The organism is Paenarthrobacter sp. OM7, from assembly GCF_029873575.1.
GTDB lineage: Bacteria > Actinomycetota > Actinomycetes > Actinomycetales > Micrococcaceae > Arthrobacter.
Genome location: NZ_CP123579.1, coordinates 601433 through 617657, shown reverse-complemented (window position 1 = coordinate 617657; position 16225 = coordinate 601433). Strand labels below are relative to the sequence as shown.

At 62.0% G+C, this 16225-nt stretch carries 15 protein-coding genes; 3 read left to right on the top strand and 12 right to left on the bottom strand.

Annotation, left to right across the window (positions count from 1 at the left end):
• Positions 1-15 precede the first annotated feature (15 nt).
• The 7 genes from QEH68_RS02995 to QEH68_RS02965 all read right to left on the bottom strand — a co-directional run bounded on the left by QEH68_RS02995 (position 16) and on the right by QEH68_RS02965 (position 8441).
• The gene (locus QEH68_RS02995; protein WP_280626363.1) at positions 16-900 is read right to left on the bottom strand and encodes a sugar phosphate isomerase/epimerase; all 885 of its coding nucleotides are present in this window, start codon (positions 898-900) and stop codon (positions 16-18) included.
• Positions 901-962: 62 nt separating this feature from the next.
• On the bottom strand, positions 963-1862 hold the full coding sequence (locus QEH68_RS02990) for an ATP-binding cassette domain-containing protein (protein WP_207596099.1): 900 nt from the start codon (positions 1860-1862) through the stop codon (positions 963-965).
• The gene (locus QEH68_RS02985; protein WP_280626362.1) at positions 1859-3754 is read right to left on the bottom strand and encodes a dipeptide/oligopeptide/nickel ABC transporter permease/ATP-binding protein; all 1896 of its coding nucleotides are present in this window, start codon (positions 3752-3754) and stop codon (positions 1859-1861) included. Before QEH68_RS02985 ends, QEH68_RS02990 begins: the two co-directional genes overlap by 4 nt.
• Positions 3751-4692 (bottom strand): ABC transporter permease, encoded by a 942-nt coding sequence (locus QEH68_RS02980; protein WP_207596097.1) that lies wholly within the window; start codon positions 4690-4692, stop codon positions 3751-3753. The genes QEH68_RS02985 and QEH68_RS02980 overlap by 4 nt, the downstream gene beginning before the upstream one ends.
• 6 nt (positions 4693-4698) lie before the next feature.
• Positions 4699-6237 carry an ABC transporter substrate-binding protein gene (locus QEH68_RS02975; RefSeq protein WP_207596096.1) on the bottom strand — a complete coding sequence of 513 codons (1539 nt, stop codon included), beginning with the start codon at positions 6235-6237 and terminating at the stop codon, positions 4699-4701.
• 244 nt (positions 6238-6481) lie between these two features.
• Positions 6482-7489 carry a Gfo/Idh/MocA family oxidoreductase gene (locus QEH68_RS02970; RefSeq protein ID WP_280626361.1) on the bottom strand — a complete coding sequence of 336 codons (1008 nt, stop codon included), beginning with the start codon at positions 7487-7489 and terminating at the stop codon, positions 6482-6484.
• A 106-nt stretch (positions 7490-7595) separates the two neighbouring features.
• On the bottom strand, positions 7596-8441 hold the full coding sequence (locus QEH68_RS02965; protein WP_280626360.1) for a sugar phosphate isomerase/epimerase family protein: 846 nt from the start codon (positions 8439-8441) through the stop codon (positions 7596-7598).
• Positions 8442-8657: 216 nt separating this feature from the next.
• Here QEH68_RS02965 and QEH68_RS02960 point away from each other — a divergent pair, with 216 nt between their 5' ends.
• Positions 8658-9662: a LacI family DNA-binding transcriptional regulator gene (locus QEH68_RS02960; protein WP_207597446.1), complete on the top strand. Its 1005-nt coding sequence runs from the start codon at positions 8658-8660 to the stop codon at positions 9660-9662.
• Between the two features lie 58 nt (positions 9663-9720).
• The gene (nadE, locus tag QEH68_RS02955) at positions 9721-10542 is read left to right on the top strand and encodes an ammonia-dependent NAD(+) synthetase (protein ID WP_207596093.1); all 822 of its coding nucleotides are present in this window, start codon (positions 9721-9723) and stop codon (positions 10540-10542) included.
• 6 nt (positions 10543-10548) lie between these two features.
• On the opposite strand, the gene QEH68_RS02950 is transcribed toward nadE, so the two are convergent.
• From QEH68_RS02950 to QEH68_RS02930, 5 genes are all read right to left on the bottom strand, one after another.
• The gene (locus QEH68_RS02950) at positions 10549-11817 is read right to left on the bottom strand and encodes an FAD-dependent oxidoreductase (RefSeq protein ID WP_089593505.1); all 1269 of its coding nucleotides are present in this window, start codon (positions 11815-11817) and stop codon (positions 10549-10551) included.
• Complete coding sequence (locus QEH68_RS02945; RefSeq protein ID WP_089593504.1) at positions 11808-12239, bottom strand: RidA family protein; 432 nt, start codon at positions 12237-12239, stop codon at positions 11808-11810. Before QEH68_RS02945 ends, QEH68_RS02950 begins: the two co-directional genes overlap by 10 nt.
• Positions 12240-12328: 89 nt before the next feature.
• A complete protein-coding gene (locus tag QEH68_RS02940) occupies positions 12329-13126 on the bottom strand; it encodes an amino acid ABC transporter ATP-binding protein (protein WP_089593503.1) in 798 nt (265 codons plus the stop codon).
• Complete coding sequence (locus QEH68_RS02935) at positions 13123-13881, bottom strand: amino acid ABC transporter permease (RefSeq protein WP_089593502.1); 759 nt, start codon at positions 13879-13881, stop codon at positions 13123-13125. The genes QEH68_RS02940 and QEH68_RS02935 overlap by 4 nt, the downstream gene beginning before the upstream one ends.
• A gap of 36 nt (positions 13882-13917) precedes the next feature.
• Entirely contained in the window at positions 13918-14838 is a 921-nt protein-coding gene (locus tag QEH68_RS02930) for a transporter substrate-binding domain-containing protein (RefSeq protein WP_089593501.1), read from the bottom strand.
• 177 nt (positions 14839-15015) lie between these two features.
• On the opposite strand from QEH68_RS02930, the gene QEH68_RS02925 reads away from it, so the two are divergent.
• Positions 15016-16215 carry a sugar diacid recognition domain-containing protein gene (locus QEH68_RS02925; protein ID WP_207596091.1) on the top strand — a complete coding sequence of 400 codons (1200 nt, stop codon included), beginning with the start codon at positions 15016-15018 and terminating at the stop codon, positions 16213-16215.
• Positions 16216-16225: the final 10 nt, after the last annotated feature.

Sequence of the window (16225 nt, the reverse complement as noted above, 5' to 3'; positions counted from 1 at the left end):
TGCAATCTCCCGTGTCTAAGAACTGAAACTTGTTGAATTCTGGAAAAGGTCGGCGTGGCCCATGGCCACCAGGTTGTCGTATGAGGTCTGGAGCGCATCCCACACGGTCCGCCCATAGAGCTCGTCCTGCTCCACCAGGAGGTACCTGGCCCCCGCGGCCACGGCGGCGGGAACGATGGACGGGAAGTCCAGGTTGCCCTCTCCCACTTCGGCGAACTGCACCACGTTGCGGAACTCGGCCATGAAGCCGGGGAAATCGCCCTTCTCCAGGAGCCCGAAGGACGATTCCGGCAGTTGACCAATCCTGTAGTCCTTGAGGTGAACCATGGCAGTCTTGCCCGCGTATTTTTCGAGGGTGCGTACTGGGTCCAAGCCACCGCGCTGGACCCAGTGGACGTCAATTTCCATGCCCATGGCCGGGGAGTTCTCGGCGATGATGTCCAGCATGTACTTGCCGTCAAACTTCGCGAACTCAATGTGATGGTTGTGGTAATAGAGGCTGATGCCGTGCTCCTGGAGGCGTTCAGCGTAGCCGTTGGCTTGCTTGGCGAATTCAACCACCGAGTCCAAAGACCTCATGGCCCCGAACGGAAGCATGCCGATGCGCAGCAAGGAAGAGTCCAGGCGCTTGGCGTCGTCCACGATCTTGTCGAAGTTGTCCGCCAGTGATTCCACGGGCATGCCCTTGCGGCCTTCGATATTGACCGAGAGCGCTGCGATGTCCATGCCCAGCTCCGTACGGGAGCGGTCCAGTTCACCCACGTTCTCCGGAGTCATGGGGATTTGGGAAATCTCGACGGCGTTATAGCCGATCGCGCTGACCTTGCGGAGCGTTTCGAACGCTCCGACGTCTGCAAAACTGTCCTTCAGCATCATGGCTTGGACGCCTATTGTGGCCACTTTTTCCTCCGGGGTTTCCGGGCCCTTCCGGACCCTGGGATGTTTGATGGGTGCAGGGCCGTTCAGGCCACGGCACCTTGCTGTTCTGTTTGGCTGTGTTGGTTCGCGAGCAAGCGGTGCCGGTCTGCGCGGCGTTGTTCCTGGCGGTCCGGATCGGGCACTGGCGAGGCGAGCAAAAGCCGTTGCGTGTAGGGATGTTCGGGATCGCGGGTGACCACCTCGGCGGGGCCTTGCTCCACGATTTCACCGTGGTACATGACGGCGACGCGGTGGCTGATGTGCCGGACCACATCGAGGTCGTGGGACACGAACAGGTACGAAACGCCGGTGTCCTGCTGGATCTGCAGGAAGAGATCCAGCACGCGGGCCTGGGTGGACAGGTCCAATGCACTGACGGGTTCGTCGCAAACGATGAGTTTGGGTGAGAGCGCCAAAGCCCGGGCAATCGCAACGCGCTGGCGCTGGCCACCGCTGAACTCGCGGGGAAGGCGGTGAATGGCGTCAGTTGGCAGCCCCACCTGGTCCAGCAATTCCTTGACGCGCTTCTTGGCCGCTGCGGGCTCCATGCCTTGCACGCCCAGTGGTTCGGCCAGGATGTCGCCGATTTCCAGCGCCGGGTTCAGTGAAGTGTAAGGGTCCTGGAACACCACTTGGAGGTCGCGGCTCAGCGTACGGCGTTCCTTGCGGGACGCGTTGCTGATGTCGTTGCCTTCGAAGATCACTTTTCCGGAGGTGACCGGCGCGAGGCCCAGGACGGCGCGGCCAAGGGTGGTCTTGCCTGAGCCGGACTCCCCCACCAAGCCCAGGGTCTCCCCCTGGCCGATGGTGATGTTGATGTCCGTCAGAGCCCGGAAAGGCTTGGCCCGGAACCGCTTGCTGGGGTATTCCACCACCAGGTTTTCCACGCTCAAGAGCGGGGACTTATCCGATGAGTCCGGCTGCTGGCTTAGGGAAGTGCTCATGCCACCGGCTCCTTCTGTGCTGATCCGGACTGTGCTGCTGATCCAGGCTTCGATACAAGCATGGTCATGGGGGTCTTTCCTTCGAGCATGGACCCCAGCAGGGTCTGTGTGTACGGCTCTTTCGGGTTTCGGAGGATCTCCCGGACGGTGCCTTCTTCCACCAGCCGCCCGTTCTGCATCACGGCCACGCGGTCGCACAGATCGGCAACCACTCCGAAGTTGTGGGTCACCAGGATCACGCCGATGTTCAGGCGCTGCTGCAGTTCGCGGAGCAGGTCCAGCACATCCGCCTGGACCGTGACATCCAGCGCCGTGGTGGGTTCGTCAGCGATCACCAGGTCCGGTTCACAGCTGATGGCCCCGGCGATGAGTACACGCTGTGCCATGCCACCGGAAACCTCGTGCGGGTAAGCGCTGAAGGTTCGCTCCGGGTTGGCAATGCCGACGTCGGCGAGCAGCTTGAGTGCACGCTGGCGGGCTTCTGCCTTGGAGATTCCGAGGACCCTGACCATGGGTGTCACCAACTGGTAGCCGATGGTGAAGGCCGGGTCCAAGTTGCTCATGGGTTCCTGCGGAATGTAGGAGATCCGCTTGCCGCGCAGCTTGGACAGCCGTTCCTGGTTGACGCGGTCATCGCCGGGAGCCACTGTGTAGTTGCCGTCGAACTGGATGGAACCACCCACAATGCGGGCGTTGTCCGGCAGCAAGCCCAGGATGGAGAACGCGGTCTGGGACTTGCCCGAACCCGACTCGCCAACAATGCCCAGGATCTCTCCACGGTCCACGTGGAACGAGACGTCGTCCACTACCTTTTTGACCGAGCCATCAGCCTGCGGATAGCCGACGCCGAGGTTGGTCACCTTGACCAGGTGGTGTTCGGTTCCGACGTCGACGGCGGCCACGGACTTCCGTGACTGCCGCACCTTGGCGGGGTCCGTCGTCGTGCTTTCTGCTGTTGCAACCGCACGCTTCTTACGGTGCTTGATCTTTTCGCCGTCTTCCAGGGCGTCACGGATGGCGTTGCCCAGCAGGACCAGTCCGCCGATGGTGAGTGCCATGGCCAGTGCCGGCCAGAGCAGCAGGGTGGGCGTGAGGTAGACGTTCTTGAAGCCTTCGGAGAGCATGACGCCCCACGTTGCCTTGGTGGGATCGCCCAGGCCCAGGAATTCGAGTCCGGACTGGATGGCGATGGCAACACCGGCGATGGCCGCGGTCTGGATGATGATCGGTGCGCGGACTACGGAGAAGATGTGGCGGGCGATGATGCTCAGGTCAGACAAGCCGGAGACCCGGGCGGCGTCCACGTAGAGCTCGTTCCGGACCGACTGCACGGCGGTGCGGGTAAGCCGGAAGTAGGCCGGGCTGATCAGGACACCGAAGGCGATCATGGAGATCCATACCGACGGGCCGAACGCTGCGCGGATGGTGAGGAGGACGATCAGGCCGGGCAGGCTCATGAGGATGCTGACTACCCAGTTGGAGACGGCCTCGAATTTGCCCGCGTAGTAGCCGGCGATCAGGCCCGCCGGGAGTCCGATGGCAATGGCCACGCCGGCACACAGCAACGCGGACAACAAGGTCAGCTGGGCGCCGAAGAGCAGCCGGCTCCACGTATCGCGTCCTGCACTGTCAGTGCCCAGGATGTTGACTGAGTCCGGGGCTGCCAAGGTCTTGGAGATGTTGGCGAAGTTCTCTTCGAAAGGCGCTATCACCGGGGCGAGGATGGCCAGCGCAGCGATGGTCAGCAGGATCACCAGCGAGGCGATGCCCATGGGGTTTTTCAGGAGGCGGCGCAGGACGGTGGAACGGACCACCGTGCCGCTCTGGCCTGCCTTGGCCGCGACGCCCATGGAGTCTGCGGATACTGCTGCTGAATCTACGGAGTCGCTCATGAGACACGTACTTTCGGGTTGAGCCAACCATTGAGGATGTCCACCAGGAGGTTCACGACGATGACCACCACCACGGTGTACATCACCACTCCCATGACGACGGGAAGATCGGTTTGGGTGGTGGCGGCGACGGCCAGCGGACCCATGCCCGGAAGGGCGAAGATCTGCTCGATGATCACCACACCACCCAGCATGCCGATCAATTGCAGGCTCAAGACGGTGAGGCCTGCCGGTGCGGCACTGCGCAGCACATGCTTGAAGAGGATTTCACGCTCTCCGATGCCGCGGCTGCGCAGCGTCCTGACATAATCGCGCTCGAGCTGCTTGATCACGGCGGACCGGATCTGCTGCGCGCCGCCGGTCACGCCGTTGATCAACAGGGCAATGACCGGGAGGGTCATGGAGTAGACCCAGGCCTCCGGTCCCACCTCCGGGGAGATGGTGCTGGTGGCGGGGAACAAGCCGAGCTGGATGGCCAGGATGGTCACCAGGAACACGCCGATCACGTAGCCGGGGATGGAGTCCCCCACGATCGCGCCAATCTGGACCACCCTGTCCACCCAGCCGCGCTTGACGGCTGCGGCAACACCGATCAGTGCTGCGCAGATGGCGATCAGGATCATTGCGGTGAAGACCATGGTCATGGTCACCGGGATGCGGGTGGCAAGCGAGTTGGCCACCGGCTCCGACGTGAACCAAGAGGCTCCAAGGTTGCCGGTCAGGGCATCTCCCAACCAGGCGAAGTAACGGACAAAGAGAGGCTGGTCGAGCCCCAGTTCCTGTTCCTTCAGGGCCACCTGTTCAGGTGTTGCCTGATCCCCCAGGATGTTCTGGGCAATACTTCCGCTGGAGGTGTACAGCAGGGTGAAGGTGAGGACCGAGACGACGAACAACACCACCAGACCGCTGCCCAGTCTTTTCGCAATGAACTTGATCATGGGGTCCTACTTGGCGGGCGAGTAGTTGTAGATGGAAGGAACGGCCTGCTGGACCTGCGGCGTGACGTTCACTTTGTCGTTGTGGTAGTACATCTGGTTCACGCGGAACAGCGGGGCGAACCAAGCCTGTTCCACCACGTACTTGTTGACGTCCTGGGCCAGCTTGCCGGCATCCGTACCACCGGTGCGCACGGCCGCGATCTTGGCCTCAAGCTCAGGGGTGGTGGTCTTGAACGGGTTGTAGAGAGCTTTGGTGGAGACGATCTGGTCGATTGCCACCGTCGGCTGCCCCTGGAAGAGGTTGAAGAAGAGAGCCGGGTACTTCTGGGCGGCAACATCCGAGGTGAAGGTGTTGGTGATGGCTGCGCCGGGGTTCAGCGTGATTCCCACATCTGCGAGCTGCTGCTTGAGGACGGAGATCAAGGTTTCCGCGCCGGGAAGGGTGGGAACTTCAAAGCTGACCTTGCCCTCGAAACCGGACTCCTTCAGGAGCTGCTTGGCTTTCTCGGGATCGTAGCTGTAGTAATTCTCCAGCTCCTCAGACCAGGCACCGCTGTCCTTGCCGAATGGCTGCGTGGTGGGAGTGCCCTGGCCCAGCATGACTTGGTCCAGGATGGTCTTCCGGTCAAAGGCGTGGTTGATGGCCTGGCGGACCTTGAGGTTGGCCAGGGCCGGGTTCTTGGTGCCGTCACGGTCCAGCAGGAGCAGGCCTGACCAGTCAACCTGGTTGGTTTCGAGCTTCATCTTGGCACCCTCGGCCTGCTTGCCGTTCTTGGGGTCCAGCAGCGTGGCGTCAATCTGGCCGGACACCAGAGCGTTGGTGCGGGCGGTGGGGTCCAGGAGGATCTTCAGCGTCAGCTTCTTGAACTTCTGGAGATCCTTGTTCCAATACCCTTCGCGGGCGGTGAACACGGACTGGGAGTCCTTCACGGAAGCGGCCTTGTCCATCACGTACGGGCCGGATCCTACCGGAACGGTCTTGATGGCATCGGTTCCCAGCGCGGCGGGGCTTCCCATCAGGCCGGCTGCCTGGCTGAGGAAGTACTCAAGGGCCGGTTCCGGTGAGCTGAGGTTGATGTCAATGGTGTCAGCATCCACCACGGCAACATCGGACACCGAGGCAAGCTGACCCATCTGCGGGCCGTTGGCCTTCTTGAAGTGGTCCATATTGGCTTTGGCTGCCGTGGCGTCGAATTTGGCACCGTCACTGAAGGTGACGTCCGTGCGGAGGTCGACGGTGAGCTTGGTGTTGGTGTCGTTGTACTTCCAGGCGGTTGCCAGCATGGGGCTCAGCTTGCCGTCCGGTTCGCGGAGGATCAGTGAATCGTAGGCTGCCTGGTAGGGCTGGAGCGCGTGGCCAACGTGGGCCTGTGCCGGATCCCAGGAGGTGAGGTCCCTCAGGGTGCCCAACGTCAGGGCCGTGACGGTCTTGCTGCCGGCAGTCGAACCACTTCCAGCGCCGGCACCCCCGCCGCCACATGCGGTAAGCGCAAGGGAGGCGCTGAGGACGATGGCGGCTGCTGCCGCCTTGGGACCTAACTTCATTGTCGGCTCCTACTGAGTCTTTGCCTGATGCGAGTCAGAGCTTGGGGCGTGTGGCCTGCGCCACACTTTTCTGGTTGTGAGATTTACAGTACGGACTTTGTTTGATTTTGGCAACCGATTGTCAAAAGTTTCTTAAATTGTTGCCAAGCGTCGGGGCAAGACGCCTGGAGAGACTGAACGTCACGCGAAAACAGCCGGAATCCCTGGGGTTTCCGGCCCTTCGCCCAACGGTTGCACGGATGGTTCAGCGCACCCGCTCGAGCATGTCCGGGTAGCTTTGCGCGTAAATGTCCTTGATGATCCCCAGGGACTTGCCCGCCTCGGCAGGGTTGATCCAGAAAGGTCCGGGGTGGGCCAACGTGGAGTAGAAGTCCGCGATCAACAACTGATGGGAAACACCCCAGTAGGACCTTCCCCCGGTTTCCGCCACCCGCTCCTGGACGACGTCGACGGTCCCATCGACATAAGTCACCGTAAGATCGCCCCGCAGGTTCAGAGTTGCCTTCTCGGTGACAATGTCCAGCGTCACCGGGGCATTGACGGCATTGGCCAGGGTTGCGTAGAAAACGCTGCGGGCGCCGTTGACATGCTCGGCAACAAACTCCGCAGTGTCTTCCACCTCGATCACGCCGCCCAACGAACGGGTGGACGCGTGGCCCTCCACTTTGGCAACATCACCCACCAGCCACTGCAGCAGGTCCACCGTGTGGATGGCCTGGTTCATCATCAGGCCACCTCCACCCTCCGCCCAGGTTCCACGCCATGGACGGCTTTCGTAATAGCTGCCGTCCCGGTGCCACATGACGGTTGCCGAGGCGCCGATCACCTGACCCAAGGTGCCGCCGTCGAGCAGTTCACGCATGGCTTGCGAGGTCGCGTTGTACCGGTTCTGGAAGCAGACGCCGATCTTCGCCGCGCTCCGCTCCGCCACCTCAATCAGGCGCTGCCCCTCTTCCAACGTGTGGGCCAGGGGCTTCTCGACGATCACATGGACGCCGCGTTCAAGGCAGTCGGCGGCCACGGAGGCATGAAGGTGGTGTGGCGTACAAACATGCACGACGTCGGGACGCACCTTCTGGAGCATGTCCAGGTAGTCCGCATAGCCGGGGACGCCGTGGGCGGCTGCCGCCGCCTCCAACCTTTCCGGATTGGTATCGCAAACTGCCACCAACTCCGCGCTCCCGACCGCAGATAGTGCCTCAAAATGAACGGTTGAAATGTCGCCGCAACCGATGACTGCCGCTGTTGGCATGTCCTGCTCCTTCGAAGGATGATGCTGCCGGATGGTGATGCTGATGCGTTGAGTGCTGGTGGAGCTGGATGCTGGTGGAGCTGAGTGCTGGTCCTGCTTGCCGGTCTCAGGCGAGGGTGACGTTGTTCTTGGCGGCCAGGCTGGCGAAGGCCCTGGCTGCGACGCCGAAAGCCACAGGGCCGGAGTAGCCGCCCAGTTCGTGGGCGCTGGCAAGGTGCGGCTCCAGCGACGCGAAGCCTTTGTACCCGTCGGCGGCCAATGCAGCGATGGTGGCATCCAGCTCGCCGTCGCCTTCGCCGGAAGGAACAACCTCGCCAGTAGTGGCGATCGCATCCTTCACCTGCAAGTACTCCAGGTATGGGCGCAGCAAGGCGTAGCCCTCGGTGTACGGCTTGACGCCCACCTGGACGAAGTTGGCGTTGTCCCATGCGACGCGCAGGGCCGGGGAGTTCACCGTTTCCATGATGTCCAGGACACGCTCAGGGGTGTCGCCGTAGATACCCTTTTCGTTTTCGTGAAGCAGAACCACATCATGGGCGGCTGCCTCGGAAGCCAAGGCCTTCATGCGCTCCATCACGGCATCCCGAATCTCCTCCTGACCCTGGGCCTCGCCCCGGTAGAAGGAGAAGATGCGCACGTACTTGGTGTCCAGGGCTTTCGCGACCGAGATGATCCGGCGGAGGCGTCCAAGCTCATGCTCCACCGGCAGGCTGACATCCACCTTGCCGATGGGGCTGGCTACAGCCGAGACCTTGAGGCCCTTGTCGTCGAGGATCGCCTTCAGTCGCTGGACAGCTTCCGGCTCCAGTTCGGACACGTTGACGCCCCAGGCACTGCGGACTTCAAGGTGGCTCGCGCCGAGGGCCAGCAGCACGGCGGCTTGGATAGCGGGATCTGGATCTACTTCGTCGCCGAAACCGGACAGGCTCCACACGGCTTGGGGGTGGGTCACGAATTCTCCTAGGTAGCCCTGCGACGCCACCGGCCGGAGCACGGTGACGCAGTTCACAGGAGTGTCTTGTCATCACGAGTTTAGCCACCTTGGCACACTTTTGACAACCGATTGCCATGCGCTGCCATCATGTGGCATATTTGACTCACGGTGTGGCAGTGGTCACAGCCGGATGATCTTGTCGTTCAGAGAGGAACGCCCGTGGCGACGCAACCCATGGCAACAGGCCGGCCTGCCACCATCCACGACATCGCTGCGCTGTGCGGCGTCGCGGCATCCACTGTTTCGAGGGCCCTTGCCAACCCGGAGCGCGTCAATATCCGCACCCGCGAGCGGATCCAAGCTGCCGCCGTCGAGCTTAATTACACGCCCAACTCGCAGGCGAAAGCCCTGAGTTCAGGGAAGACCGGAGCTGTTGGAGTCCTGGTTCCGGACATCACCAACCCGTTCTACTTCGACCTCATCCGAGGAACCCAGTTGCAGCTCAAGGCCGCCGGCTACACGCAGTTGCTCGTGGATACCGAAGAATCGGACGAGGTGGAGGCCAGCACGCTGGAGCAGCTGCGCAAAAGCGCCGACGGCGTGATTGTGGCTGCGTCCCGCCTCAACGATGAAGCACTGGCCGCTGCCGCAGCCCTGATGCCCATGGTCACTGTAAACCGCGACGTCGATGGCGTCCCCGCAGTTATCATCGACACCCCCTCAGCCATGCCGCAGGCCCTGGACCACCTGATTTCATGGGGCCACACGTCCGTTGCCTACGTTTCCGGTCCCGCCGTTTCGCAGTCCAGTGCCCGGCGCTGGGCCGCACTGTCAGCAGCCGCGGAGGAACGCGGAGTGGAGGTCCGCCGCCTTGGCCCCTTCGCACCCAAAACCCAATCCGGCGCTGCTGCTGCGGATGCTGCCGTCCACAGCGGAGTCACGGCGTGCATCGTCTTCAATGACCTCATCGCCATCGGGATGCTGCAACGACTCCGCGAACGCGGCCTCCGGGTGCCTGAAGATATGAGCATCGTGGGTTGCGACGATATCTTTGGCGCGGATTTCTGCAACCCTCCCCTGACCACCATGAGCTCGCCGATCGAGCAGGCCGGCCGGGTGGCCGTGTCCATGCTGCTGGCCCAGTTGAACCCGCTCGCCGGTGGCGGGAACCGGAATCGCTCGGTCATGCCCACCCATCTCACAGTCCGCGGCTCAACGGGTCCGGTTCCTTCCGATTAGCCCGAATCGCGGCGCAACATGGTTGAGCCTGGGTGACCGGGCTGACTAGTGTTGGACCATGCGCGAACTCCAGGAAAAGATCATTGAAGAAATGGGCGTCCAGCCCCGGATCAACCCTGCAGAGGAGGTCCGCAAGCGCGTTGATTTCCTGAAGGATTACCTGAAGGCGACACACACCAAGGGATTCGTTCTTGGCATCTCCGGCGGCATAGATTCCTCGCTTGCCGGCCGCTTGGCGCAATTGGCCGTCGAGGAGCTCGAAGCCGAAGGCGTTGAAGCGAACTTCGTCGCCGTCCGACTCCCCTACGGCATCCAGCATGACGAAGACGACGCGCAGGCGGCCCTCGATTTCATCAAGGCCAAGACCGAGTGGACCTACAACATTTCCCAGGCAGTGGACGGTTTCGAGGACGAATTCGAAAAGACCACGGGGGCACCGATCTCCGATTTCCATAAGGGCAATACGAAAGCCCGCGCGCGCATGATCGCCCAATATGCACTGGCCGGCGAACACAACTACCTGGTGATCGGCACTGACCATGGCGCAGAGTCAGTGACGGGCTTCTTCACGAAGTTCGGCGACGGCGGCGCGGACATCCTGCCGCTGTTCGGCCTGAACAAGCGCCAGAACCGCACCCTCCTGGCCGAACTCGGCGCACCTTCTCGGGTCTGGGAAAAGGTTCCCACCGCCGATCTCCTGGATAACAAGCCAGGCCGCACCGACGAAGACGAGCTCGGCATCACCTACGACCAGATCGACGACTACCTCGAAGGCCGCGACATCCCCCAGGACGCCGCGGAACTGATCGAACAGAAGTATCTCCGCACGCGCCACAAGAGGACAGTTCCGGTCACGATCTTTGATACGTGGTGGAAATAACCTGACCTAGCGGCCAACGGCGTAAGGCTCGGCCGCGAGCACCGTAGGTTTGCCGTCGATCAGGTCCGCCAGCATCTCTGCGGACCCGCAGGCCATGGTCCACCCGAGGTGCCCGTGACCGGTGTTGATGTAGAGGTTGCTTTCGCCTGCCCGGCCAATGATGGGCGGTCCGTCCGGAGTCATGGGCCTTAGCCCCACTTTGTAGGTAGCCCTGCTGAGGTCCAGCACCCCGGGGAAGAGTTCCTTCCCTGCTTTGAGGATGTTTGCAAAGTCCTTCCGGGCGTACTGCTGCGAGTAACCGGCGAACTCTGCCGTAGCGGACATCCTCAAATGATCCCCAAACCTTGACCATGCCACCAAGGACCTCTCGTCAATGCCGCCCAAGCCGGGGGCGGGGGCTCCTTCATTGATGGGAGCGGTGAGGCTGTAGCCCTTCGCCGGATAAACGGGGAGGCGGACACCGGCAGTTCTGGCCAGGCGCGCGCTCTCCGGGCCACCTGCAAGGATGAACCGGTCAGCGACAAGCTCACCTTGGCTGCTCCTGAGCGCTGCCACCCGGGGAACACCGGCCGGTGAACTGTCTGATCGGATCCCCACTATGGCTGTGTCGAACGTGAAGCGCACCCCCAACTCCTCACACAACTTTCGGACCTCCGCGGCAAATATGGCGGGATTTCCCGTTGCATCAGTTTCATCATGGACAGCTCCGATGAACCTGACGTGGCTGTTGGCCAGGGCTGGCTCGAGCTGGAGCAGCTCCTCCCGGGACACGATCCGCTGTGCCTGGCCGTTCTCCCGCATGATGCTGCCATGCGCCATCGCCCGTTCCAAGGCATCCGCGTCGCGATAGAGATAGAGGACGCCGCCAGTTGAAGGCCGGAAGTCCATGCCCTTTCCTGCGATCATCGCGTTGAAGAGCTGTTGGCTCCGCTGGGCGAGGCGCAGCTTTGCCAGGGTGTTTCGATGTGCCCGTGGGCCGGTGCATTCACGCAGGAACTTCAGCCCCCACGACACAAGCTCAGCGTCGAGGCGCGGCTTTACCCGGATCGAGGTATCTGCGCTGAAGATTGATTTCAGCAATTCCTTGGGTGCGGACGGCGAGGCCCAGGCGAAGGAGTGCCCCGGCGCGATCAGGCCCGCCGTCGCGTCGCTGGTGGCGAGTGTTTCAGCGGCCTCCCTGTCCACTACTTCAACGTCGTGTCCGCGCCGAGCCAACTCGTAGGCCGTTGTGACACCAATGATGCCAGCGCCGACCACCAGGAGTTTCATTTCCATGCCTCCGCCCGGTCAGGTCCGCCCTGCGGCAAACAGGCTGTTGCCTGCACTTCCACAAGGAGCCGCGGGTCCAGCAACTCGGCAACAACCGTGGCCCTGGACGGTCGATGTCCGGCAAAGACAGAGACCCAGGTCCTGTTGAATGCCTCCGCGAGCGCGGCGTCCCGGAGATAGACCGTGCAGGAAACCACGTCGCCAAGGCTGGCGCCGTAGGTGGACAGGACCTTGCCAAGCCTCTCCAGGGAACACCGGGTCTGAGCCTCGATGTCGCCTTCACCTACGACGGATCCGCCGTCGCCAAACGAAACCTGACCCGATACGTAGACGGTATCCCCTGCCCGTGTGGCCGATGGATAGGGCGAATCCGGGGTTGTGATGCCGTCGACGTCAACCGTCCGGCCGGGGCTATGAAGTGAAGTCATGGTTCTCTTTCAAGGAAATTGGGCGCGTAGGAGCGTGAAGCGGCAAGGCCTATCAGGCCAAATGGACGCCGCCGGTGCAGGAGTGGAACTTAGCTGTCCGAGTTGTAGGAGCGGAGGAATGCCTTGGTGCGTTCTTCGCGCGGATTATCGATGACCTCGGACGGAGGACCTTGTTCGATGATGTGGCCGCCATCTATGAAGACGATTTGGTCGGAGATCTCCCTGGCAAAGGGCACCTCGTGCGTGACGATGACCATGGTCATACCGGACTGGGCCAAGCGGCGCATGACGGCCAGCACGTCCCGGGTGGATTCGGGGTCGAGCGCGGATGTCGGCTCGTCGAACAGGAGGAGGCTGGGACCCAGGGCCAATGCCCGGGCAATCGCAACCCTCTGCTGTTCGCCTCCGGACATCTGTTCCGGAAATGCCAGGGCCCGGTGCGACAGGCCCACTTCGGCGAGCAACTCCAGGGCAGTGTGGAGGGCTTTCTTCTCAGGGATCTTAAGCCCCTTCATTTGGGCCAACATGACATTCTCCACGGCTGTCAGGTGGGGAAAAAGGTAGAAGCGTTGGAAGACCATCCCAACCCGCTGCCTCAGCTTGGCCAGATCCTTGCAGACCGTCTTCCTCCCTGCGAACACCGGCTCACCCTGCAACGTTATGGTGCCTGAATCGGGTTGCTCAAGGAGGTTGATGCATCGCATCAAGGTGGTCTTGCCACCGCCGCTTCGGCCGATGATGCTGACAATGTTGCCTGGCTCGACCGTAAAGTCCACGTTGTCCAGCACGACGCGGCCCGAGAACGACTTCACCAGGGATTTGATCTCGACCACCGGACGGGCGTTGTTCACCGTTTGACCTTTGGTTTCAATTCTTCCGATCGTCATGGCTTTACCTCCGAGTATGACGTGGTTTCCGCTGCTGCCAAGAGGGCGCGTGCCTGAGCCAATCTGCGGTACCGGCGGAGGGACAAGGGGGCGCCTGCTTGCACGCGGCGTTCGAGCCTGAGGACCAATTGCGAGAGCGGGTAGCAGACCACAAAGTAGATCGCGGAAATGACGATGTAGACCTCAAGGGCGCGGAACGTTTCGCTGGCGATCAGCTGCGCCTGGGACATGAGCTCCGCTGCCGAAATCACCACCAGCAGGGAGGTGGACTTCAAAAGGTCCACCAGCATGGTGCCGGTTCCGGGCAATGCGAGCCGGAGTGCCTGCGGGAAGATGATGCCAGTGAAGGTCACCGTGGGCCCAAGGCCCAGGGCTTGGCCTGCTTCCCGCTGTCCGGGGTGGACTCCGAGGAGGGCAGCCCGGAAAATCTCCGAAAGGTATGCTCCGTAGAAGATCACCAGGCTAAGAGTGCCCGCTTGGAAGGCATCCAGGCGGATACCGATGGAAGCCAAGCCGAAGTAGGTAATGAAAATGATGGCCAGCAGAGGGATGTTCTTGAACAGTTCCGTGTAGACGGCAGCCGGAATCCGGAGCAGCCGACGGGAACTGATGCGCAGGAGTGCGACGCCGAGTCCAATCACCACTGCGCCGGCGAAGCCGGCTGCGGTGTATCCAAGGGACCTCAGCAGACCATCGGCAAGTGCTGGCACGTATTCCTGCCATGGCACCTGAAACAGGCCGGGTGCGGGGTTCATGATTGTTCCTGTCCTTTGGAATGGGTACCGGGCGGTTCAGTTCGAAGGAGCCGTCCAGTCGGCCGGGCGGTCCTCGGCCCGCCGATCCGCTGTCATGGACGGCGACGGCTTCAGGTACTGGTCCGGGTCGCCACCGTATTTGGTGATCAGGCTCGCAAGCTCCCCGTTGGCGTACATTTCGCGAATCACTCCGGAGACGGCCTTCTCCAGCTTCGGTGCCTCCCTTGGCACGTAGAAGCTGGTCATGTACGGCTGGAAATAGGCCAGGTCCGGAGATTTTTGCACTTCTTCGTCCGTGGGCGGCGTCAGGTACTTGGTCTGCATGCCCAGATCAGGGCGCTGCGCCTGGGTATAGGAAATGAGCAAGGGGTCCACGAAACCTACGTCAACCCGTCCGGAGCCGACGTCAGCGAACAGCCCATTGGCGTCAGGGTAGGCATTGAGCTTGGCCTCTGGAACCGCCTTGATTGACTTGACCCAAACGTAGCCCGTAACGGTGCCCAGGTTCTTGCCGCGGAGGTCTGCAAGGGTTTTGACGTCCTTGTCGCCCTGGACGGCCATCGCTGGCGGGGAGTAGTAGGGAGGATCGGTGAACAGGCCGGCCTTCGCACGTTCTTTGGTCCAGGCAATTCCCCCGATGGAGATGTCAACGCGGCGGCTTTGTACACCTCCAAGCATGCCGTTGAAATCGGTGACCTGGGGTTCGATAGTGAGGTTCAGCTTCTTCGCTGCAGCCTGCAGGATCTCGGCATCAAGGCCAACCAGCTGGCCGTCCTTCATTGCCGTGTATGGCATATAGGGCTGAATGGCCACTTTCAGCTTGCCCGGTTCGATGGTGTCCAGTGCGTCTGAATTACTGGCGACGCCGTTGCCGCCACAGGCTGTCAGCGCCAACGTCACGGCGCCAAGGACTGCGACGACGGATGTACGAAGGGGTTTGGGGATGCGACGAAACATGGTGGTCGCCTTTCGATGGGTTTAATGCTGATGCAGAACGCCGTCTGCTGTTTCGGCTTTGCGCCGCTTAGTAACAACCGTAGGCTTGGGTGTGATGAAAGTCATTGGACTATTCATCCATGTTCTCTGCGACTCCAGGCCGATTTGTTGTACGAATAAACCGAAGGCGATCCCGACATGGCAGCGACCACCATCCGTACCGGCTCCGGACCCCTGACCCCGGCGCTTGCCCAGCAAATCGCTGGTGACACCAGCCATATCGTGGGCTTCAACATCCTTATCACCGACGCCCACGGCACTGTTATCGGCAGTGGCGATACGAGCCGTGTTGGCAGCTTCCATGAAGCGTCCCTGGAGGTGATCCGAACACGGCTGTCGGCCACCCACTCGGCTGCCCAAGCCCGGGCGCTGGAGGGCGTCAAACCCGGCGTCACCCTACCCATCCTGCTCAATGGCCAGGCCGTGGGCACTGTGGGTATCACCGGTTCCCCGGCCCAGGTCACCCGCTTTGGGTTGATGGTGGAACGCCAGACGGAAATCCTGCTCCATCAAGCTTCCCTGCTGCGCTCCACCCTTCAACGCGAGCGTGAGCTGGAAGACCTGGTGCGCAGCATTCTTGCGTTCGATCCCTTGGTGACGGGGCATTCAACCCTGCTGGACCAAGCGAACGACCAAGGCGTAGACCTTACCGCCAGCCGGGTCGCCGTCGTCGTCCACACACCCGGCCGCACCCCTGTTCCTTCCACTACTTCGGAGTGGCTTCCACGGGCACTGGTACTGCTCCGTGAGAGCTTTCAGCATCGCCAGACAATCGCGGTCTCCATCAGCGCCAATCGCTACGTCGTCTTCGCACACCCCACGCCGGATGGAATGGACGGAATCCTGTCCCAAGCCCGTCATTGCGTCGAGCAGTTCCGCACGCACTTAGGCTCCGACGTCGAAATCGGCATCGGAACCGAAGGGGCCGGCCCCACCCAAATGCGCACCGCCTACGAAGACGCAGCCGATGCTCTTCATCTGGGTCGCCGGATCACCCGCCGCAGCGTCACCACCATCGATGAAGTACGCATGGAACAGTTGCTGTCAGGCATCGGCCTGCGTGCCAGGCAGCGCTACACAGCGGCCGTGGCCGAGCCACTTATGGCCGCGGGCGATTGGAATACCGTTCGCAGCACCGTGATTGCCTGGTGCGAAAGCGGCTTTTCCTTGGTGGGTGCTGCGCGCCGCCTTCATATCCATCGGAACACGCTTATTCATCGGCTGGAGAGGATCGAGCATCTCCAAGGCTGGACCACACGAACAGCCGTGGCCTACCTGGCGTTGTATCTGGCGTGCAAGACCAACGAGTTCGACGCCGGCGAGCCATCCGATTCCTGACGGCTGCGGG